Here is a 19646-nt window from a genome sequence, read left to right on the forward strand (position 1 = left end):
TAATTTACGCCAGATCTTGTCCAAGAGATGGGGAGTAGCTCAGAGACCGCATCGAATCCTTCTGGCGAGTTGAACGGGAAGTCTTCCTGGCAGGCGATGATCCCCAGTGACATCTGCATCCGGGCGATGGACGTCAGGCGCGCCGCGTCGATGACCGCGCGCTCGTAGAAGGCTGCAACATCGGCGTCGGACATGGCCGATACCAGCGCAAGCAGTCGCGGCAACTCGGTCTGCGGAAAGTTCGCCGACACGAAGGCTTCGATATCCTCCTTGTTCTGGGCTTGGCCGACCGATGCGGCATAGGACTGGATCATCGCGAGGATTGCTGGCTCCTCCATCCCCTTGGCCACCTCGCCAAGGGCTTCGTCCAGCAGTTCCTCGGTATCTGCGGCACCGGTCGCCGACAAATCGTCCGGCAGTCTGTTCAGCAGCTTCCCGGCGGACCCCTGAAGGCTCCGCATTTGCTCGGACTGCATAAGCAGCGCCTCTGGGTGGTGTTGTAGTCGGCGATGCGGCATTCTCGGCTGTCTGCATGTCGGCTACCGCCGTGGTCCGATGAAGTGTCGGACGACAGGCGCGTCCGGCCCCTCGTGCAGCTCCCGCAGGCCCCGGTGCAGGTCCATGTCGGATACGCTGACGCGCGCGTGCTGTTCCAGGTGCTCGGCCCAGCTGGGCAGGTGGAACGTCTCGAGCCACAGGCCGGGGTCCTCGACGCTCTGATGCACGTACCATCGGGTGGCACCGTTCCGCATCCGCTCCTTCGACACGGCCCGCATACGCTTGACGAAGGCCGCGCGATCTTCGTGAGAAATGCGGTATTCCACCATGACCATCGCCGGCTGATCATCGGCCTGCCCCTCGGCGGGCACCGGCGCTTCGGGCCAGAGGGCAGCAGGGGCAAGATCAAGCCCCTCGGCAAGCCCGACCGTCAGGCCCCTGGTCACAAGAAGGCCCAGCCCGAGCCCGCCCGTTGCGATCAGCAGAGCCACCGGAACCGATGTGTAAGAGGCAATCTGCCCCCAGAGGATCGACCCGAGAGCCATCGATCCGAAGAAGACCATCAGGAAGACCGACAGCCCCCGCGCCCGGATCCAGTTCGGCAGCGCCGTCTGCGCTGAGACGTTGAAGGAGGTCAGCACCGCGATCCAGGCCATGCCCCCCAGGAAAGCCGCCGGCAGCAATGCCAGGGGTCCCTGCGCCACCGCCATCAGGAGCAGCGCCAGCGCCGTGCCGCCCGTGCCGATCCGTACCGTGGCATCCAGCGAGGCCACCGCCTGCAGGCGCGGCAACAGCAGCGCCCCCGTGACGGCCCCCGCCCCGATCAGACCCATGAGCAGGCCGTAGAGCGTGGAACCGCCACCCTCGACACTGCGCGCGATCAGCGGCAGCAGCGACCAGTAGGCAGAGGCAAAGACAAAGAAGGCCATCGCCCGCACCGCCGTTGCCCGCATCGGCTGATTGTGGCGCACATGGCGCAGGCCGGTGCGCATCTCGGAAAGGAGCGAGCCTGTGTGACGCGGTCGGGTGACAGGTTCGGGGCGCCAGAGCAGCAGCGCACCGATGATCACGAGGAAGCTGGCGGCATTGAGCGCGAAGGGCGCGGCAAGACCCACGGTGGCGATCAGTGCGCCCGCCACGGCCGGGCCGATCGCGCGGGCGATGTTGATGCCCATGGAATTCAGCGCGATCGCCGGTTTCAGCTGCGCGCGCGGCACCAGCAGCGGGACGATCGCCTGCCAGGCGGGCGCAACGAAAGCCGCGCCCGTACCGATCGTCAGTGTGAAGAGGATCAGCAGCACCGGCGTCATCGCCCCGGCCCAGACCAGCAGGGTCAGGACGCTGACCACCCCCAGAAGACAGATGTTGATCGCAAGCAGCATCCGCCGCTTGTCCAGACGGTCCGCCAGCGCCCCGGCCAGAAGCGCGAAGCAGAAGACCGGCAGCGTCGTTGCCGCCTGCACCAGTGTCACCACCGCCGGGCTGGGGTCGAGCGTGGTCATCAGCCAGCCCGCCCCAACGTCATGCATCCACGTGCCGATGTTCGAGATCAGCGTCGCCGTCCAGAGAAGTGCGAAAGCGCGCTGAGTGAACGGGGACCACGCGCTTGCCTCGGGCTGGCTACCACTGGATGACATCGGCCGTCTCCTCGGGGTGGCGCATGGCATAGCCGCGCACGAAGGGGCACAGCGGAACGATGCGCTGTCCGCGTGCCCTGACATCCGCCATGAGCTTCAGGGCAAGGGCCTTTGCGATGCCCATGCCGCGCATGCTGTCAGGCACGGCGGTGTGATCGGCGATGATCAGCTCTGGCGAGACCTTGGAGATCGTCAGCTCTCCCTCGCCCTCGACGCCGGGCACGGTGGCGACATAGCGCGCCTTGGTGTCGGTCTCGGTGTAGGAGATGTGCGGTTCGGTCATCTGGCGTCTCCTTCAGAGCGCAAAGCAGGAACAGCCGAGAGCGCCCCAGAACGCCCCCTTGTCCTGCACGGGGATCGGGGAGGCCCAGGCGATGCCATGGGCGTGTCCATGCAGGTCGCAGCCCGAGGCGCAGCCGTCATGGCAGGCACGCATGTCCAGGGCGGCGGGGGCCAGCGGTGCGGCGCGGTCGGCGGGGCTGGCAAAGGCCGCAACCGGCGACCAGGAGGGGCTTGCCGGTGGCAGCGGCGGAGCGTGCCCGGCAAACGTGTCGCTGCCATGCACGATCCGTCCGCCGACGATGGTCATCACCGCGCGGATGCCGCGGATGCGGTCGTCCGGCACGGTCATGAAATCATCGGACAGCACCGCAAGGTCTGCGTACATGCCGGGTGAAAGCCGCCCCTTGACCTCCTGCTCGCCTGAAAACCAGGCCGACCCGGTGGTCCAGATCGCCAAAGCCTCTTCACGGGTCAGCAGGGCGTCGTCCCCGTAAAGCGGCAGGCCGCCGACGGTGCGCCCGGTGGTCAGCCAGTGCATGGCCACCCAGGGGTCGTAGCTGGCCACCCGCGTCGCATCGGTGCCACCGCCGACCGGCAGGCCGGTCTTCAGCATCTCGCGGATCGGCGGGGTTGCCTGTGCGGCATCCGCGCCGTAGCGCGCAACGAAATACTCGCCCTGGAAGGCCATCCGGTGCTGTGTGGCAATGCCGCCGCCAAGCGCCTTGATCCGCTCGATGTTGCGGGGGCTGACGGTTTCGGCGTGGTCGATGATGAAGCGTGTACGGAAAGGCGCGCCGCCGGTCACCCGTTCGAACACCGTCAGGAACCGGTCGATCGTCTCGTCATAGGTGGCGTGGATGCGGAATGGCCAGTCGTTGTCGGCCAGCAGCGCGACGATGCGCTCCAGCTCCGCCTCCATGACGGGGCCGGGCTCGGGGCGCGGTTCGAGGAAGTTCTCGAAATCTGCCGCGGACCAGGCCAGATTCTCGCCTGCGCCGTTCATTCGCAGCCAGCCATCGCCCGCGCCCGGTTCGGTCATGGCGATCCAGCGTTCATAGTCATTTAACTCTTCGCCCGGTGTCTGGGCAAAGAGGTTGTAGGCGATGCGCAAGCTCAGCTGGTCCTTTTCGTGCAGCTCCTGCACGACATCGTAATCCTCCGGATAGTTCTGGCCGCCGCCGCCCGCGTCGATCACCGAGGTGACGCCAAGGCGGTTCAGCTCTCGCATGAAGTGGCGGGTGGAATTCACCTGGTCCTCACGCGGCAGCTTCGGCCCCTGACCCAGCGTGGAATAGAGGATCAAAGCCGAGGGGCGCGCGATCAGCATGCCCGTCGGATTGCCGCGCGCGTCCCGCTCTATCTCGCCGCCGGGCGGGTTGGGCGTGTCGCGCCCGATGCCCATGACCCGCAGGGCGGCCCGGTTCAGCATCGCCCGCGCATAGAGGTGCAGGACGAAGACCGGCGTGTCGGGCGCGGCCTCGTTGATTTCGTCCAGCGTGGGCATCCGGCGTTCGGCGAACTGAAATTCCGACCAGCCGCCGATCACCCGGACCCATTGCGGCGCGGGCGTGTTTGCCGCCTGCCGCCGCAGCATGGCCAGCGCGTCGGCGACCGAGGGCACGTTCTCCCAGCGCAGCTCCATATTGTAGTTGAGCCCGCCGCGAATCACGTGGGTATGGCTGTCGTTCAGCCCCGGGATCACCCGGCGGCCGCCAAGGTCGATGATCTGCGCGCCCTCGGACAGGCGCATGACGTCGGCCTCGGATCCGACGGCGACGATCAGGCCGTCGCGGATCGCGAGGGCCTCTGCCTCGGGCGTGTCGGGATCAAGGGTGGTGATCCTGCCGTTCCTGAGAATGGTCGTGGTATTGCTCATGACGTCGGTCTCCTGTTGCGCCCGGGTCAGGCGCGGAAGGACAAGGCCAAGGCCAAGGGCCGTGGTGGACCCGAGCCCGGCCAGCAAGGTGCGGCGGTCGGTGGACATGGATACTCTCCCTGAAGGACTGCGCCCGGCCGGCTCGACCCGGCCGGGCGCAGGGCATCAGACGGCAGCCGGCACAGGCGCGTGACGTTCACCCTTGTGGTTCGACCGGTGCGGCGCCTTGTGGACCATCGTGTAGGCGTAATCGACGCCCATGCCGTAGGCGCCGGAATGTTCGCGCACCAGGTCCATCACCGCGTCATAGGTGTCGCGGCGGGCCCAGTCGCGCTGCCATTCCAGCAGCACCTGCTGCCAGGTCACCGGCACCACGCCCACCTGCACCATGCGGGCCATGGCCTGGTCATGCGCTTCCTTCGTGGTGCCGCCCGAGGCGTCGGACACCATGTAGATCTCAAGGTCCGTGTCATTCATGCACGACAGCGCGAAGGTGCAGTTGCAGACCTCTGTCCAAAGCCCCGATACCACGACCTTGGTGGCGCCATTCGCCGCGTTGGCAAGCAGGGCATCGCGCACCTTCTGGTCGTCCCACGAGTTCATGGAGCTGCGCTCCAGCAGCGGCGCCTCGGGAAAGACATCCAGAAGTTCGGGGAAAGTGTGGCCCGAGAAGGCATCTGTTTCCACGGTGGTGATCGTGGTCGGCACGTCGAAGATCTTCGCCGACTTGGCGAGGGCAACGACGTTGTTCTTCAGCGTCTGGCGGTCGATCGACTGGACGCCGAAGGCCATCTGGGGCTGATGGTCAACGAAAATCAACTGGCTGTTGAGCGGGGTGAGCAGGTCAAGTTTCGACATGGGAAGAGTCCTTGGATTGAGAGAGGGGTTAGGCGACAGTCAGGGAAACACGGGGCGGACCAGCCGCTCCGCAAGCGGGGGTCAGCCCTCGATAAAGGCCAGCGCCCCCTCGTCGGTCAGGTCAGCAGTGCCTGCAGCGCCTGCAGCTCGCCTTGCCGCAGCTCGTGACCGCCGTCGTGGATCTCCGTGTTCAGCTCTGCGCCCTGCGCTGCCGCCCAGCGGATCAGCCGGTCGCTCAGCGGCCAGGGGCAGATCGGATCACGGCGCCCGGCGGTGATCAGAACCCGCCGCCCGGTCAGGTCGACCGGCGCAGGCTCCCATGGGATCAGCGGGTGCAGCAGGCCGACCCTCTCGAAGAGCTGCGGCTTCGCCATCATCACCGAGGCGAGGATGTTGGCGCCGTTGGAATAGCCGAAGCCGTAGACCGGGGCGCCGGCATGCCTGGCGGCCTCCTCTGCGATGAAGGTGGCCATCCGCTGCGTCCGCAGGGCAAGGTCGTCCATGTCGTAGACGCCTTCCCCGGTGCGGCGGAAGAACCGCGCCGCGCCGCCTTCGCTTACATCCCCCCGGGGCGAGACGATGCCCGCTCCGGGATGGAGCTGCCTTGCCAGGTCGAAGAACTGGTTCTCGTCCCCGCCCGTGCCGTGAAAAGCAAAGATGAGAGGGGCCCCTGCTTCGGGAGCCCGTATTCGGGCGTGATAGGTTGCATTGGTGGCCATGGCTCTCACGCTTCGATGGCGGGAAGAAGGGGTTCGATCTGGTCGCGATAGGGTTCGTAGCGGGTCGGCAGTTTCAGGGCCTGACCAAGGTGCGCCGTGTCTTCGTCCCGGTCGAAGCCCGGCTCGTTCGTGGCAATCTCGAACAGCACGCCGCCCGGAGTCCGGAAATAGATCGCCCAGAAGTAGTCGCGGTCGATCACCGGCGTGACCTGGTAGCCCGTATCGACAAGCGCCTCGCGGACCCGAAGCTGGGCCGCGCGATCCTCGACCGCGAAGGCGATGTGGTGGACCGAACCGGCGCCCTGTGAAGCGGCCTTGCCGCCCGCGACGGTTTCGAGGTCGATGGTATCGGCCGCGTTGCCGCCCTCGATCCGGTAGCGGGTCACATCGCCGTCGGTCTCATCCTTGCTGTAGCCCATGAAGGTCAGCAGCTCGGCGGTGGCGGCACTGTCGCGCAGCCGCATCCGTGCGCCGTGAAAGCCCAGGATGCCGGCCTCCTCGGGGACGTCGGCGCCCGTCCAGGCGGTGCGGCCGCGATCTGCGCTTTCGACCAGGGCAAACCCGTCCCCGTCCGGGCCGTCGAATTCCAGGCGTTTCTCGCCCAGGAAACTGTTTTCCGTGAGGCCGGATACGCCGCTGTCCGCCAGCCGTTCCTTCCAGAAGTCCAGGGCGCCCTCGGGCACGGCGAATTCGGTCACGCCGACCTCGCCGGTGCCCCGCTTGCCCTGCGGCATCCGGCCGAAGGGGAAATAGGTCATCACCGAACCGGGGGTGCCGATCTCGTCCCCGTAATAGAGGTGATAGACCTCGGGAGCGTCGAAGTTGACGGTCTTCTTGACCCGGCGCAGGCCGAGCGTCCGGGTGAAGAACTGGTTGTTCTCGGCCGCGTCCGCCGCCATCGAGGTGACATGGTGCAGGCCCTTGATGTCCTTGATCATTTCTTGTCCTCACTCAGTGTGTCCGTGTTGAAGTCAAGGTAGGCCCGTCAATAAGTTTCATAAATAGAAACTGTTTTTCATTTACTATTGCGAATGATGATAACAATGATTGGCGATGCAAAGCATCAAACCCATCCGCGTCTTCCTTGCCGTCGTCGAACAGGGCAGCTTTGCCGGCGCCGCCCGTAGCCTGCGGATGACCCCCGCTTCGATCACCCGCATCATCGCCCAGCTTGAAGAGGATCTTGGCCAGCAGCTGCTGCTGCGCACGACCCGGCATGTGTCGCTGACCGGCGTGGGGGCGATGGTCGCCGCCCGCTACCGCCCGGTTCTGGAAGACTTCGACCGCGTCACCGAAGAGGTCACACGCACCACGCGGCCAGACAGGGGCCGCCTGACGATCAATGCCCCGATGTCCTTCGGGATGCGGCTGATGCCGGGGCTGGTGGCAAGCTTCCGCCTTGCCTACCCGCATATCGCGATCAATCTGCAGCTGACGGACACGCTGGTCGACATCCTGGAAGGCACCTGCGACCTGGCGATCCGCATTTCCGATCCGCCGCAGGACAAGTCGACGATCTGGCGCCGGATCTGCCATATGCCCCGGCGTGTCGTGGCCGCGCCTTCCCTGTTCGAGCGCATGGCGCGCCCCAACACCCCCGACGACCTGTTGCCCGAATATTGCCTGTCGTACGGGTCGAAGGGCGCGGCGGAAAACTGGGCCTTCACCAGGGGCGGGCTTGGGCGCACCGTGCGGGCCGGCACCGAGGTGGCATCGAACAACGGTGAATTCCTTTACGCCCTGGCCCTTTCGGGCAACGGGATCGTGAACCTGCCGGATCTTCTGGTGCGCAACGGGCTGGAGGCGGGGACGCTGGAGGTGGTGCTGCCGGACTGGCAGATCGCGCCGCTGAACCTGATGCTCTATTATCCGCCCTACGAAAAGCTGCCGCCGCTGGTGGAGACCTTCACCGATTTCTTCGAAGCCTATATCCGGGATCTCGACGGCTTCGATTTCGGCGCGGTCCCCGGCCAATAGGCCCAAGGCGGGCGATCGGGGATCGTCGCATGTTTGAAGAAGATCCCGAGGCTTTAAGCGGCCGTTGCCGCTATGGTGGCCGCCGGTGGACAGGACGCTGGGCTTTGTCGCCCCGGTCCGAGCCGAAGGGGGCTGGACCAGCAAGGCGATCAGTATGGTGGCGCCGAGAAGGCGGGCGGACGCGAAGTGCAGTCGCTGTGTCCGTCGCATTGGCAGGTCTCCTTTGGAGGGCGATCAACGTGGAAGGCGGCTGTCGATCCAGGTGAAAATGTCCTGCAGGACGATCTCGCGGCCGAGATCGGCCAGCAGGTCGTGGTAGTGGCCGTCGTAGAGCTTCAGCGTCGTGTCGGAGGCACCGGCATTCCGGGCGAAGAATTCACTGCCCGCTGGCAGGGTCGCCCTGTCGGCGGTGCCGTGCAGGATCAGCACCGGGAGGGTGAACCGGACGAAGTCCCGTTCGAGCCGTTCGTTGGCGCGGACCATGGCGGCAACGGTGATCGCGGGCTGGGTTTCGTTCAGGATCATCATGTCCGCGTTCAGGCGATCGAGCCGTTCGGGATCGCGGGTGAAATCGCGGTTCTTCAGCTTCACCGCCGGTAGGCCAGGGAAGATCCGGGCGATGCCCTTGATGACAGCCAGCGCGACCTTCGGTGCGGGCACGCGAAAGGCGAAGCTTTCACAGATCAGCCCGGCGAGCTTCTCACCATGGTCGAGCGCATAGGTGGCGGACACCACGCCGCCGGCACTGTGGCCAAGCAAGAAGACCGGCAGGCCGGGATCGCGGGCCCGGGCGATCCCGACCACCGCGTCGACGTCCTCGACATAGGCCGCGATGTCACCGACCCGGAAGCGCGGCCCGTCGGAGCGTCCGCGCCCGCGCAGGTCGAGCGCATAGACCTGGAAGCCCTGGGCCACGAGGCTCTCGGCGGTCTCGATGTACTGGCCGCCGTGGGAGTTGAAGCCGGGGCAGATCACGACCGTCGCGCGCAGAGCGGCAGTGGGGCGCCAGGCGCGATAGAAGATGCGGGTCCCGTCTGGCTGGCGGTGACGGTCCTCGAGGTAGGTATGGGGCAGATGATGGGTCATCGGAGGGGCCTTTCCTGTTGGAGGTTTCGGAGAGGTGGGGCGGCGCACCGGGACATGCGCGCCGCCCGGGCGGCCGGGGGAAGGCGGCCGCCGGGTATCAGGCCGCCGCTTCGGCCGCCTGATCCCGGATGAAGGCCAGTAGGTCGGCGTTGAACGCGTCCTGGTGGGTCTGGGCATAGCCGTGGTCACCGCCGGGATAGATCTTGAGCGTGGCATTGCTCAGGATCTCGGCCGATTTCAGGGCCGAGGCGCCGATCGGCACGATCTGGTCGTCATCGCCATGGGCGACGAGCACGGGGATGTGGATCTTCTTCAGATCCTCGGTGTAATCGACCTCGGAGAACTCGGCGATGCAGTCGAGCTGACCCTTGAGACCGCCCATCATCCCCTGCAGCCAGAACCCGTGGCGCACGCCTTCGGAGATCGCGACACCGGGGCGGTTGTAGCCGTAGAACGGCATCGTCAGGTCCATGTAGAACTGCGAGCGGTCGTCGTAGGTGCCCTTGCGGATGCCGTCGAAGACCTCGATCGGCAGGCCACCGGGATTGGCCTCGGTCTTCAGCATCAGCGGCGGCACGGCGCCGAGCAGTACCGCCTTGGCGACGCGGGCGGTGCCGTGGCGGCCCATGTAATGGGTGATCTCGCCGCCGCCCGTGGAATGGCCGACCAGGATCAGGTCGTGCAGGTCCAGCGTCTCGATCAGCTCGGCCAGGTCGTCGGCGTATTGATCCATGTGGTTGCCCTCCCAGGTCTGGGAGGACCGTCCGTGGCTGCGCCGGTCATGGGCGATCACGCGGTAGCCTTGGCGGCCGAGGAACACCATCTGCGCGTCCCAGGCATCGGCCGAGAGCGGCCAGCCGTGGGAGAAGAGGACCGGCTGGCCAGAGCCCTGGTCCTTGTAGAAGATCTGCGTTCCGTCGGCGGTGGTGATGAAGGGCATGGGATCTCTCCTCAGAGGGGGGTGGTACGGGTGAAGCCCGCGATCAGCCCGGCGATCAGTTCGGGCTGCTGGTGCTGGGGACCGTGTCCGGCCTGCGGGATCGTGAGGATGTGCAGGTCGGGCCAGACGCGGTTAAGCGCGTGCCAGTTCTCGACCGGGAAGACGATCTCGTGATCCCCGGAGATGACGAGCACCGGCAGACCGCCCTTGCGGAAGAAGGCGCCGTAGCGGTCCTCGGGGTCGGAGAATGCGGCGTCGGGCGTGCTCGAGGCCTCCAGCATCGCGAGGAAGGTCTCGGGCGGGATCGGGGGACTCACATCGGCGGTGCGTGCGGCGATGCGGTCGTGCGAGGCCTTCGCGGCGGCGGTGCTGGCGGGCGAGTCCGGTTCGAAGAACAGCACCGCCTCGTCGGCGAGATCGTAGTCGGGTTTCAGCGCGTGATCGAAGAAGACCTGGTGGATCCCGTGTTGCTGCGGGCCCGGAGGGGCGGTGCCGATCAGGATCAGGTGGCTGACCCGCTCCGGGTGCTGGGCGGTAAAGACCTGCACGCCGAACCCGCCGATCGACCAGCCGCCCAGGGCGAACCGTTCCAGCCCCAGCGCATCGGCAAGATCGAGGATATCGCGGGCCATGTCGGTCCGGATGTAAGACGGCGTGCCGGTCGACTGGCCGAGCCCGGAATACTCGAACGTGGTCACGGTGAAATCGCGGGCAAGTGCGTCGAGAAATGCCGGATCCCAGCTGTCGAGCACGCCGCGGAACCGCAGGGCAAGCACCAGCTCGGGGCCGGAGCCGATGCGGCGATAGGCAAGGCGTCGGCCGCCCGTCTCGACGAATTGCGTCGGCACGGTCGCGGCGGTGTGAGTGACGATCTGGTCCATTCTGTCCTCCTTGGATCAGGCGAGTTGGGTGATGAGGTCGGTACTGGTCAGCACCGCGTGGGCGTAACTCGGGGCGTTGATCTCGTGGGCCGCGTGCATCGCCTCGGGCGAAAAGGCGGCGGTGGCGTCGCGCACCAACGTGACGTGGTAGCCCAGATCGGTGGCGGCGCGGGCGGTGCCCTCGACGCAGGTATTGGCGATGAGGCCGACAAAGATCAGATGCGTGGCGCCGATCTGCTTGAGCCGGTAGTCGAGATCGGTGCCGGCAAAGCCGCTGGCGGTCCAGTGTTCGGACGCCACGATGTCGCCGGCGCGGGGCGCGAAATCCGGATGCCATTCCCCGCCATGCGAGCCCTGCTCGAAGATCTTCATCTGCGCGGCGCCAAGCTGGTAGGGGGTCGGATGGTCCCAGCCCTCGAAGTCGCCGGGCCGGCTGCGGTGGTGCGGCGCGATGACCACCGGGATGCCTGTGGCGCGGACCGCGGCCAGAACCGCCTTCAGGTTGGCGCGCAGGTCGGTGGCTTCGGCCACCTCGGCCAACCGCGGCCAGAGCTTGCCGTCTTCGGCCAGGAAGTCGTTGTAGGGATCGAGAAACACCAACGCAGTGCGTTCGGGCCTGTAGATCCGGGGGGTGGTGTCCATCCTGTCGTCTCCCTGTCCGGCGCCTCGGAGCGGCGCTTCTGGAGATCAGGATGACCCAGGGTCAGCATTTGCGAAATTGTACGGGCGGGTGCTGCGTTCACACCTTGGTATGATCCGGGGTGCCGGAGACATGCACCGGCAGCACGATGGTGAAGCGCGCGCCGCCCGAAGTACGGTTGGTGGCCGCGATCGTGCCGTCGAGCTGGGCGATGATGCTGCGCGCAATTGCCAGGCCAAGTCCCATGCCATTGGCGCGGGTGGTGAAGAAGCTCTCGAAAAGTTTCGGCAGGTGATCCGCGGCGATGCCGGGGCCGTTGTCCTCGACGGTCAGCACCACCTTGTCCCCATCACCAGAGGTGCGCAGGGTCAGCACCGGCGCCTCGCGCCCGGCCATGGCCTGCAGCGCATTCAGTGCAAGGTTCACCAGCACCTGCTGCAGCTGGATCCGGTCGGCGCGGACGGTTGGCAGGTCTGGCGCCAGCGCCAGTTTCAGCCGCGTGCCCGACTGGCGGATCTCGTGGCGCAGGAAGGTGGCGGCGTCCTCGACCACCTCGTTGACCGGGACCAGCACGGCCTCGGGCGCCGCCCCCGAGGCCATGGCGCGCACCCGCGCGATGATGCCTGCGGCGCGTTGGGCATCTTCGGCGATCCGGCCGGTGATGGCGCGGACCTCGTCCAGGTCGGGCACGTCGCGCGCCAGCCAGCGCTGGCCGGCGGCGGCATTGGCGGCGATGGCACCAAGCGGCTGGTTGACCTCGTGCGCGATGGTGGCGGCCAGCTCGCCCAGCAGCGACACGCGGGCGGCATGGGCCATCTCGGCCTGCATCCGGGCCAGCGCCTCCTGCGCGGCAACCCGGTCAGAGAGGTCAATCACGCCGATAAGCTGAGTGCCCTTGTTCATCGTGTCCTCGGGGAAGCAGACGGTGAAAAGCGCGGGGAATTCTCGCCCGTCGATCCGCCGCAGGACGGTTTCGGTCGAAAAGTTCGGCGCGCCGCCGACACCGGCCACCACCGAGGCAGCAAAGACATGGGTGCTGGATTCGGGCCAGAACGGTTCGACGCTGCTCAGCAGCTCCTGTTTGTCGCCCCGCCCGAACAACGCCACGGTCTGGTCGTTGACGTCGATCACCCGGGTCGCGCGCATCATGTCGCGGACGAATTCCGGATGTTCGGCGAAATAGGCGCCGAAATCCCCGGCCAGCCCGGACTTCTTCAACCGGTAGAGCATGTCGCCTACGGGAAAGAAATCGAGCTCCCAGAACGAGGCGGCCATGGCCTGGAACAGGTTGCGGTAGCGGTGTTCGCTCTTGCGCAGCGCCTCTTCGGGGTTCTCCGCAAGGCTCATGCCACCGCTCCGGCGGGCGCGGTCAGGCGCCGGTGGCGGCGGCCAGGCATTCGGTCATCTGCTGCGGATCGAAGGGCTTGAGCAGAAAGCAATGCGGGTGGCAGGCGCGCGCCTGTTTCCAGGTGCCGGGCTCGGTATGGCCGGTCACCAGGATGACCGCCGTGGTGCTGCCCTGGGCGTCGAGCCTGTGCTTCAGGTCTATCCCGCTCATGCCCGACATGTGGATGTCCGAGACGATACAATCCGCATCCCGCACCGCATCCGAGCCCAGGAAATCCTCGGCCGAGGCAAAGCCCCGCGCCCGGTAGCCAAGCGACCGGGCAAAGCTTTCCAGGGCGGTGCGGAACGAGGTGTCGTCGTCCACGATGGCGATCAGAGAAGTTGCAGACACCATGGTTCCTTTTCCAGCGGGCGGGCCGCTTGGACCTGTTGCAAGGCTTATCCGACATATCGGGCCGGTTGAATATCATACATGGGTGTTACTCATCGGTTCACGCCAGGCCCCTGGTCGCGCCACGCGAGACCCAGCGCATCGGCCATCCGCACCAGTTCGGGCAGCGTGCGGGCCCCCATCTTGCGCATGGCCGCGCCGCGGTGGATTTTGACCGTGATCTCGCTGATGCCCAGTTCGCCCGCGACCTGCTTGTTCAGCAGTCCCGTCGTGACCAGTGCCATCACCTGCTGTTCGCGTGGCGAAAGCGTGGCATAGCGGGCGAAGGTATCATTCGACTGCTGGCGCTGTGCCCGTTGTGCCTTGTCGCGCTCGATCGCTGTCGAAACGGCGTCGATCATGTCCTGGTCGCGGAAGGGCTTGGACAGGAAATCCACGGCACCCGCCTTCATGCCTTGTACCGTCATGGGGATGTCGCCATGCCCGGTCATCAGGACGACAGGCAAGTGAAGCCCGTGTGAGGCGAGCTGGCCTTGAAAGTCGAGCCCACTGATGCCCGGCAACCGGACGTCGAGCACGAGGCAGCCTTCGACATCCGGACGGTCGCTGTCGAGGAAGTCCTGCACCGAGCCATGGGTCGCCACCCCGAGCCCGACGGACCGCAAAAGGGTCGATACGGCAAGGCGCATCGAGGCATCGTCGTCCAGAACGTGAACCAGCGGCAAGGATGTCATGGGCCAGTCTTTTGACAATTCCGGATTCGCGGCAACAGAAATAACGAGAGGAAATCCAGGGTTGGCCGAGAGTTGCGGATGGGATGGTTGCCGCCCTCCCCAGACAGCATCTCGCCTTGCCAGCATGGCTGTCGTTGAAGACCACGACCCTGAATGGACGCCATGCTGAAAGAAAAGAATATCAGTGTCGATTTGGCAAAGTTTGTTCTCAAACTGGCTGACTTTTGTTTCGACGGATTTTGGCCGCGGCTTGAGAAGCGGACATTCGTGATGATCGCAGCATCAAGACGTTTCGGACTGCAACCGCCCATGAGGCGGCGCAACAACGGCATAGGCGAGGTCATCCCAGGCGCGCCGTCACTTACCTGACCGTGTAGCCCCCGCTCGGTGATCTGCGCGACCGCGTCCTGCTTGAACTCATCGCTGAACCTGCTACTCATCATGGCTTCCTTGTCTCAAAATGGCGAAGAAGGCGTCCACGATACACGGGGCCATTCAAAGAGCGCTCTGGCACGCGGAATCGCCCTCTCGGCCAGCGTACCGATCATCGAGAGCTCGTTCGGGAGCTGGAGGCTGGCAAAGCATCTCGTGCAGGAACGTGAGGCCAAGGAAGAGGACTTGAAGCCCTGGCTATCTGAGATTGCCGGCGTCGCATTTGCCTGCCTACCGTCATGATCCAGATGCGAATTCGATAGAAGACTCTGAAATAAGCCGCATCCGGCCCGGCCATTCCAAGAGCAATTGCGCAATCGATTGGTTTAGGCCGTCAGATTGCCTTAAAGGAATTTGACAATACACCCCCAGGCAGCCGGCTGAGAGAAGACAGGCAACCGAAGCCGCAGTCTTGGGCGGGGGTCAACGCGATCGTCGACCGGAGCTTTTCAACAGCATCGACTGGGAGCGGTCATGTGCGGCCCCAGAAACGGATCCGGCCCAGGACCGCCTGTACTCCCTCGTGCCGGCGACTGCCGCCCGGATCGCTCAGCGCGGGCTTCTACCGCGCCGGTCGTTTCTCTTCTCTCACTGACGCCTTGATAGGAATTGGAAGGCAAAGGCGATCCCGATGGCCACGCAAGCGAAAGAGCGCCCCCAGCACGTCCCCAGGAACTTTCCCAGTTATCACATCGGAAACCCATTCCGAGAAAACTTATACATCTCAGTTGCTTAAAATGGTGCCCGGGGGCGGAATCGAACCACCGACACGAGGATTTTCAATCCACTGCTCTACCCCTGAGCTACCCGGGCACGGGAGAGGCGCTCGCCTCTGGGTCGCGGTGTTCTAGGCGCATCGGACGGGGGTGTCCAGAGGCATTTCGAACCTTTTTTCAGTGCAGATCAGAACGCCGCGTCGGCTCCTCCAGGAGCTCTTCCAGGTCGTCGTCCTGTTCGACCATCGGCAGGCTGTAGCTGCCCGTCATCCAGCGCCCCAGGTCCAGGTCCGCGCAGCGGCGCGAACAGAACGGGCGGTACTTTCGGTCGGTTTCGGATTGGCAGATAGGACAGGTCATGGGCCAAGATTGCCAGTTCACCACCGGCTTGGCCAGAGGTCTCGAGGCCCTGCCAGAGCGGGCAAACGCCCGTCCAAATGCAAAAACGCCGGAGCATCCGCCCCGGCGCCGCAATCACCGTCTGTCGTGGACTTGTCAGTGGGTCCAGGCACCGCGCCGGTCGGTGGCAAAGTTCTCGCCATAGCCGCGCGGACGGATGTTGGGCTTGCGCTTGTGCGGTTCGAACACCTCGGCGTCGATGCCGTTGTCGCGCGCGTATTCCAGCGCCTCTTCCTTGGTCGAGAACCGCAGGCGCACCTGCTTCTGGGTGTCGGTCGACGAGGTCCAGCCCATCAGCGGGTCGATCTCGCGCGCCGAAGCCGGTTCGTAATCCAGAATCCAGTCGCGTGTCTTGGCCGTGCCGGACGACATGGCGGTGCGGGCGGGCTGAAAGATGCGTGCGCGCATGGGCTTGCTCCCTGGATGAGGCATAAGAAAGCGTCCTGCGATATATGTCCCACCGGCCCGGCGCGGGCAAGGGACGATTTCGTCGCTGGTAAAGTCCTGTGAAGACGGGAGAACATGCATGGCTGCCGGTGAGACGCTTACCGGGAGGAGGGAGGAGAGGAGACACGCCCCACCGGCATCCATGACTTTGCACGTGCAGAAAGATTACCGCACTCCGCAGCATCCCGCAAAGGTGGCGTGTCATTCTGGCCAGGACGAAAGTCGCAAATGCCCGTTATTTCAACAGCTCCCCGGGCACCCCCTTGTATCACGTTGGTGTGAGCTGCGCTGCAAAGCAGCATCGGCATCCCATCTGTCAGCATCCGTCAGGGTCTTGCACCGGAACAAAAACAGACCATTCTTATGGCAAAAGGAGTCGCCCCCATGCCCGACACCGACGCCCCCATCCTGCACGCCGCCGCCGACGACGTGCGCGCCCGCCTCAAGCTTGAAGGCGGGATCCGATTCCGCATGCAGACCGATTTCGCCCCCGCCGGTGACCAGCCCACCGCCATTGCCGAGCTGACCGCGGGCGTGAATGCCGGCGAACGCGACCAGGTCCTGCTGGGCGCGACCGGCACCGGCAAGACCTTCACCATGGCCAAGGTCATCGAAGAGACCCAGCGCCCGGCGATCATCCTTGCCCCGAACAAGACGCTGGCCGCGCAATTGTACGGCGAATTCAAGGGCTTCTTCCCCGACAACGCGGTCGAATACTTTGTCAGCTACTACGATTATTACCAGCCCGAGGCCTACGTCCCGCGCTCGGACACCTATATCGAGAAGGAAAGCCAGATCAACGAGCAGATCGACCGGATGCGCCACTCGGCCACCCGCGCCCTGCTTGAACGCGACGACGTGATCATCGTCGCCTCCGTCTCCTGCATCTACGGCATCGGCTCGGTCGAGACCTACGGCGCCATGACCCAGGACCTGAAGGCCGGCGGACTTTACGACCAGCGCGAGGTCATGCGCGACCTCGTCGCCCAGCAATACCGCCGCAACGACGCCGGCTTTTCGCGCGGCTCCTTCCGGGTGCGTGGCGATTCCCTCGAAATCTGGCCCGCCCACCTCGAAGACCGCGCCTGGAAACTCTCCTTCTTCGGCGAAGAGCTGGAAACCATCACCGAATTCGACCCTCTGACGGGCGAAAAGACCGACACCTTCGACCGCATCCGCGTCTACGCCAATTCCCACTACGTGACGCCGAAGCCCACGATGAATCAGGCCGTCATCAACATCAAGAAAGAGCTGCGCCAGCGCCTCGACCAGCTGGTCGGCGAAGGCAAGCTGCTGGAAGCCCAGCGGCTGGAACAGCGCACCAATTTCGACATCGAGATGCTGGAAGCCACCGGCGTCTGCAACGGGATCGAGAACTATTCCCGCTACCTCACGGGCCGCGCCCCCGGCGAACCGCCCCCCACCCTGTTCGAGTTCATCCCCGACAATGCCATTGTTTTCGCGGATGAATCCCACGTCTCCGTGCCCCAGATCGGCGGCATGTACCGGGGCGACTACCGGCGCAAGTTCACGCTGGCCGAACACGGCTTCCGCCTGCCGTCCTGCATGGACAACCGCCCCCTCAAGTTCGAGGAATGGGATGCCATGCGCCCGCAATCCGTCTTCGTCTCCGCCACCCCGGCGGCATGGGAGCTGGAGCAGGCCGGCGGCGTCTTCACCGAACAGGTCATCCGCCCCACCGGGCTGCTGGATCCTCAGGTCGAAATCCGGCCCGTGGAGATGCAGGTCGACGACCTGCTGGACGAGGTCCGCCGCGTGTCCCAGGCCGGCTATCGCACGCTCGCCACCGTGCTAACCAAGCGCATGGCCGAGGATCTGACGGAATACATGCATGAACAGGGGATCAAGGTCCGCTACATGCATTCCGACATCGACACGCTGGAACGGATCGAGATCCTGCGCGATCTGCGCCTTGGCGCCTTCGACGTGCTGGTCGGCATCAACCTTTTGCGCGAGGGGCTCGACATCCCCGAATGCGGGCTGGTCGCGATCCTCGACGCCGACAAGGAAGGCTTCCTGCGCTCGGAAACCTCGCTGATCCAGACCATCGGCCGCGCCGCGCGGAACGCCGACGGCCGCGTGATCATGTATGCCGACCGCATCACCGGCTCGATGGAGCGCGCCCTGGGCGAAACCGACCGCCGCCGCGCCAAGCAGATGACCTATAACGAGGAACACGGGATCACGCCCGAAACGGTCCGCAAGAACATCGACGACGTGCTGGCCGGGCTCTACGAGGGCGACACCGACATGTCCCGCGTCACCGCGACGATCGACCCCAAGCTGCAGGGCTCCAACATGCAGGCGGTGTTGGACGGGTTGCGCAACGACATGCGCAAAGCGGCCGAGAACCTGGAATTCGAGGAAGCCGCCCGCCTGCGCGACGAGGTCAAGCGCCTGGAAGCGGTGGACCTCGCGGTGCACGACGATCCGCTGGCGCGCCAGCAGGCGGTGGAGAAGGCCTCCGAGGCCGCGGTGAAGAGCAAGGGGCGCAGCACGGCCGGGCGCCCGGGGCAGCGTGGGGGGAATGTGAAGCGGCGGAAGCGGTAGCCCTCAGAATGGCTCGATAACGACGCATTCGTCGTCCTCCATCTGTCGCGTTATTGGGCGGACCGACTTCGATACGGCGCTGACCGGACCCGCCTTGACGCGAGAGGTTACCTCGCCGGTCGGCTTTTCGGTCAGGCTTCGGGCAGTGACATACACAACCTCACGTTTCCCCCATAGGTCCGGAGAAGCCAGAATGTGCTCGGGCAGCCTGCTCCGCTGGAACGTTCTTTGTGATCGGCGTGCCACGACGATTTCAGCCTGTTTGCCTGTCAGCGGCACCGCTCCGGATAAGAACGCCGCCCTCAGCGCCTTGCTCCGAGCTTCCAACCGCGCAATCTGCGACCGGATCTCGGCAAACTCATCTGCAGGATGCATCAGATTCCCCTTGCGCTCTCAATATTGAGAACAAAATGGGATTAAATGGTTAAACAAAGGTAACCGGCGCCCCGCCTGCCCGAAGCGTAGGGTGGGTTTTCAAACCACCGCCACCGCCCTCAAATCACCGAAACCGCGGCCCATGCGCCCAGGTCGTCAGCGAATACCGCTCGCCCTCCGTCACCGGCGTCACCCGGTGCAGCAGAAAGCTCGGGAACAGCGTCGCGCTCCCCCGCTCCCGCGCGGCCGAAACCGCCTGGGCCGAAGGCATGATCTCCAGCGCCCCGCCCGCGTAATCCGCGCTGTCGGACAATTGCACCACCATCGTCAGCTTGCGCCGCGCCGCCAGCCGCCCGTCGCCGATATCGGCATGCCACGAAAAATGCCCCTCGCGTTCCGCGCCATAGCGCGCCACCTGCGGGCTTTCGGCAAATTCCGTGAGGTCAAAGCCATAGACATCCCGGTTCGCCACCCGGACCAGATCGATGATCCGTTCCATGATCCAACCCGTCCCCTCGACCTCGTCGAGCCAGACCAGCTCCGCCCGTCGCAGGTTGTGATCCGAGGCCCGGCCCACCAGCCGCGCGTCCTCGGCCTGCCGCTCGCGCACCAGCACCAGGATCGCGTCGCATTCGGCGGCCGTGAAAGCCCCCGCTATTCCATGACTTTCCAGCATCCGCGCCCCGCCCGATAATCGGCCTCTCCTGCCATGCCGCGCTCTGCTCCGCGCCCCCGTCCGCGACGCAAATGTCGTTTTCTGCCTGAGCAGGCGGGAGACCGCCATCGTTACCGAATGGTTAATCCGCCGCTGCAACCCACTGAAATCACTCAGGCGCAGCC

The 19646-nt window shown here is 65.3% G+C and carries 20 protein-coding genes, 1 tRNA gene and 1 pseudogene; 3 read left to right on the forward strand and 19 right to left on the reverse strand.

Translation table 11 applies throughout. The features are described 5' to 3' along the window. From ATO3_RS11045 to ATO3_RS11075, 7 genes and pseudogenes are all read right to left on the reverse strand, one after another. A pseudogene (locus ATO3_RS11045) lies at positions 1–476 on the reverse strand (alpha/beta hydrolase); the annotation flags it as partial. Between the two features lie 63 nt (positions 477–539). Then, entirely contained in the window at positions 540–2135 is a 1596-nt protein-coding gene (locus ATO3_RS11050; protein WP_088649928.1) for an MFS transporter, read from the reverse strand. Next, positions 2119–2418 (reverse strand): GNAT family N-acetyltransferase, encoded by a 300-nt coding sequence (locus ATO3_RS11055; protein WP_088649929.1) that lies wholly within the window; start codon positions 2416–2418, stop codon positions 2119–2121. Before ATO3_RS11055 ends, ATO3_RS11050 begins: the two co-directional genes overlap by 17 nt. A 12-nt stretch (positions 2419–2430) precedes the next feature. Next, complete coding sequence (locus ATO3_RS11060) at positions 2431–4401, reverse strand: amidohydrolase (protein ID WP_233152112.1); 1971 nt, start codon at positions 4399–4401, stop codon at positions 2431–2433. Positions 4402–4458: 57 nt separating this feature from the next. Beyond that, positions 4459–5151 (reverse strand): hydrolase, encoded by a 693-nt coding sequence (locus ATO3_RS11065; RefSeq protein ID WP_088649930.1) that lies wholly within the window; start codon positions 5149–5151, stop codon positions 4459–4461. A 116-nt stretch (positions 5152–5267) separates the two neighbouring features. Continuing rightward, entirely contained in the window at positions 5268–5870 is a 603-nt protein-coding gene (locus ATO3_RS11070; protein WP_088649931.1) for an alpha/beta hydrolase, read from the reverse strand. A 5-nt stretch (positions 5871–5875) separates the two neighbouring features. After that, on the reverse strand, positions 5876–6808 hold the full coding sequence (locus tag ATO3_RS11075) for a VOC family protein (RefSeq protein ID WP_088649932.1): 933 nt from the start codon (positions 6806–6808) through the stop codon (positions 5876–5878). Between the two features lie 115 nt (positions 6809–6923). On the opposite strand from ATO3_RS11075, the gene ATO3_RS11080 reads away from it, so the two are divergent. Beyond that, positions 6924–7847, forward strand: a complete 924-nt coding sequence (locus ATO3_RS11080; protein WP_088649933.1) for a LysR family transcriptional regulator — start codon at positions 6924–6926, stop codon at positions 7845–7847. 234 nt (positions 7848–8081) lie between these two features. Here the strand turns inward: ATO3_RS11080 and ATO3_RS11085 are convergent, their stop codons facing one another. From ATO3_RS11085 to ATO3_RS11115, 7 genes are all read right to left on the reverse strand, one after another. Next, a complete protein-coding gene (locus tag ATO3_RS11085; RefSeq protein WP_158217950.1) occupies positions 8082–8933 on the reverse strand; it encodes an alpha/beta hydrolase in 852 nt (283 codons plus the stop codon). A 97-nt stretch (positions 8934–9030) separates the two neighbouring features. Further along, on the reverse strand, positions 9031–9873 hold the full coding sequence (locus tag ATO3_RS11090) for an alpha/beta fold hydrolase (RefSeq protein WP_088649935.1): 843 nt from the start codon (positions 9871–9873) through the stop codon (positions 9031–9033). Positions 9874–9884: 11 nt separating this feature from the next. Further along, the gene (locus ATO3_RS11095) at positions 9885–10754 is read right to left on the reverse strand and encodes an alpha/beta fold hydrolase (protein WP_088649936.1); all 870 of its coding nucleotides are present in this window, start codon (positions 10752–10754) and stop codon (positions 9885–9887) included. A 15-nt stretch (positions 10755–10769) separates the two neighbouring features. Continuing rightward, positions 10770–11396: an isochorismatase family cysteine hydrolase gene (locus tag ATO3_RS11100; protein WP_088649937.1), complete on the reverse strand. Its 627-nt coding sequence runs from the start codon at positions 11394–11396 to the stop codon at positions 10770–10772. A gap of 97 nt (positions 11397–11493) precedes the next feature. Next, on the reverse strand, positions 11494–12741 hold the full coding sequence (locus ATO3_RS11105; protein WP_088649938.1) for a PAS domain-containing sensor histidine kinase: 1248 nt from the start codon (positions 12739–12741) through the stop codon (positions 11494–11496). Between the two features lie 22 nt (positions 12742–12763). Further along, positions 12764–13135 carry a response regulator transcription factor gene (locus ATO3_RS11110; RefSeq protein ID WP_088649939.1) on the reverse strand — a complete coding sequence of 124 codons (372 nt, stop codon included), beginning with the start codon at positions 13133–13135 and terminating at the stop codon, positions 12764–12766. Positions 13136–13224: 89 nt separating this feature from the next. Beyond that, on the reverse strand, positions 13225–13866 hold the full coding sequence (locus ATO3_RS11115) for a response regulator transcription factor (RefSeq protein WP_088649940.1): 642 nt from the start codon (positions 13864–13866) through the stop codon (positions 13225–13227). A 153-nt stretch (positions 13867–14019) separates the two neighbouring features. Here ATO3_RS11115 and ATO3_RS28490 point away from each other — a divergent pair, with 153 nt between their 5' ends. Beyond that, positions 14020–14235, forward strand: coding sequence for a hypothetical protein (locus tag ATO3_RS28490; RefSeq protein WP_143747263.1), 216 nt, complete (start codon positions 14020–14022; stop codon positions 14233–14235). Positions 14236–15036: 801 nt separating this feature from the next. Here the strand turns inward: ATO3_RS28490 and ATO3_RS11120 are convergent. The 3 genes from ATO3_RS11120 to ATO3_RS11130 form a co-directional block, all read right to left on the reverse strand. Beyond that, positions 15037–15111 (reverse strand) — tRNA-Phe (locus ATO3_RS11120). Between the two features lie 80 nt (positions 15112–15191). Further along, a complete protein-coding gene (locus ATO3_RS11125; protein WP_088649941.1) occupies positions 15192–15374 on the reverse strand; it encodes a DNA gyrase inhibitor YacG in 183 nt (60 codons plus the stop codon). Between the two features lie 135 nt (positions 15375–15509). Then, the gene (locus ATO3_RS11130; RefSeq protein ID WP_088649942.1) at positions 15510–15821 is read right to left on the reverse strand and encodes an ETC complex I subunit; all 312 of its coding nucleotides are present in this window, start codon (positions 15819–15821) and stop codon (positions 15510–15512) included. A gap of 423 nt (positions 15822–16244) precedes the next feature. Here ATO3_RS11130 and uvrB point away from each other — a divergent pair, with 423 nt between their 5' ends. Further along, complete coding sequence (uvrB, locus tag ATO3_RS11135) at positions 16245–18431, forward strand: excinuclease ABC subunit UvrB (protein WP_088649943.1); 2187 nt, start codon at positions 16245–16247, stop codon at positions 18429–18431. Positions 18432–18434: 3 nt separating this feature from the next. Here the strand turns inward: uvrB and ATO3_RS11140 are convergent, their stop codons facing one another. Beyond that, entirely contained in the window at positions 18435–18806 is a 372-nt protein-coding gene (locus ATO3_RS11140; protein WP_088649944.1) for a hypothetical protein, read from the reverse strand. Between the two features lie 124 nt (positions 18807–18930). Next, positions 18931–19482 (reverse strand): 2OG-Fe(II) oxygenase, encoded by a 552-nt coding sequence (locus tag ATO3_RS11145; protein WP_088649945.1) that lies wholly within the window; start codon positions 19480–19482, stop codon positions 18931–18933. Positions 19483–19646 lie beyond the last annotated feature (164 nt).

The organism is Marinibacterium profundimaris (assembly GCF_002210095.1).
Classification (GTDB): Bacteria; Pseudomonadota; Alphaproteobacteria; order Rhodobacterales; family Rhodobacteraceae; genus Marinibacterium; species Marinibacterium profundimaris.

Coding starts and splice junctions, on each gene's coding strand:
- ATO3_RS11050 (WP_088649928.1), bottom strand. CDS start 2,135: ATGTCATCCAGTGGTAGCCAGCCCGAGGCAAGCGCGTGGTCCCCGTTC.
- ATO3_RS11055 (WP_088649929.1), bottom strand. CDS start 2,418: ATGACCGAACCGCACATCTCCTACACCGAGACCGACACCAAGGCGCGC.
- ATO3_RS11060 (WP_233152112.1), bottom strand. CDS start 4,401: ATGTCCACCGACCGCCGCACCTTGCTGGCCGGGCTCGGGTCCACCACG.
- ATO3_RS11065 (WP_088649930.1), bottom strand. CDS start 5,151: ATGTCGAAACTTGACCTGCTCACCCCGCTCAACAGCCAGTTGATTTTC.
- ATO3_RS11070 (WP_088649931.1), bottom strand. CDS start 5,870: ATGGCCACCAATGCAACCTATCACGCCCGAATACGGGCTCCCGAAGCA.
- ATO3_RS11075 (WP_088649932.1), bottom strand. CDS start 6,808: ATGATCAAGGACATCAAGGGCCTGCACCATGTCACCTCGATGGCGGCG.
- ATO3_RS11080 (WP_088649933.1), top strand. CDS start 6,924: ATGCAAAGCATCAAACCCATCCGCGTCTTCCTTGCCGTCGTCGAACAG.
- ATO3_RS11085 (WP_158217950.1), bottom strand. CDS start 8,933: ATGACCCATCATCTGCCCCATACCTACCTCGAGGACCGTCACCGCCAG.
- ATO3_RS11090 (WP_088649935.1), bottom strand. CDS start 9,873: ATGCCCTTCATCACCACCGCCGACGGAACGCAGATCTTCTACAAGGAC.
- ATO3_RS11095 (WP_088649936.1), bottom strand. CDS start 10,754: ATGGACCAGATCGTCACTCACACCGCCGCGACCGTGCCGACGCAATTC.
- ATO3_RS11100 (WP_088649937.1), bottom strand. CDS start 11,396: ATGGACACCACCCCCCGGATCTACAGGCCCGAACGCACTGCGTTGGTG.
- ATO3_RS11105 (WP_088649938.1), bottom strand. CDS start 12,741: ATGAGCCTTGCGGAGAACCCCGAAGAGGCGCTGCGCAAGAGCGAACAC.
- ATO3_RS11110 (WP_088649939.1), bottom strand. CDS start 13,135: ATGGTGTCTGCAACTTCTCTGATCGCCATCGTGGACGACGACACCTCG.
- ATO3_RS11115 (WP_088649940.1), bottom strand. CDS start 13,866: ATGACATCCTTGCCGCTGGTTCACGTTCTGGACGACGATGCCTCGATG.
- ATO3_RS28490 (WP_143747263.1), top strand. CDS start 14,020: ATGGACGCCATGCTGAAAGAAAAGAATATCAGTGTCGATTTGGCAAAG.
- ATO3_RS11125 (WP_088649941.1), bottom strand. CDS start 15,374: ATGACCTGTCCTATCTGCCAATCCGAAACCGACCGAAAGTACCGCCCG.
- ATO3_RS11130 (WP_088649942.1), bottom strand. CDS start 15,821: ATGCGCGCACGCATCTTTCAGCCCGCCCGCACCGCCATGTCGTCCGGC.
- uvrB (WP_088649943.1), top strand. CDS start 16,245: ATGCCCGACACCGACGCCCCCATCCTGCACGCCGCCGCCGACGACGTG.
- ATO3_RS11140 (WP_088649944.1), bottom strand. CDS start 18,806: ATGCATCCTGCAGATGAGTTTGCCGAGATCCGGTCGCAGATTGCGCGG.
- ATO3_RS11145 (WP_088649945.1), bottom strand. CDS start 19,482: ATGCTGGAAAGTCATGGAATAGCGGGGGCTTTCACGGCCGCCGAATGC.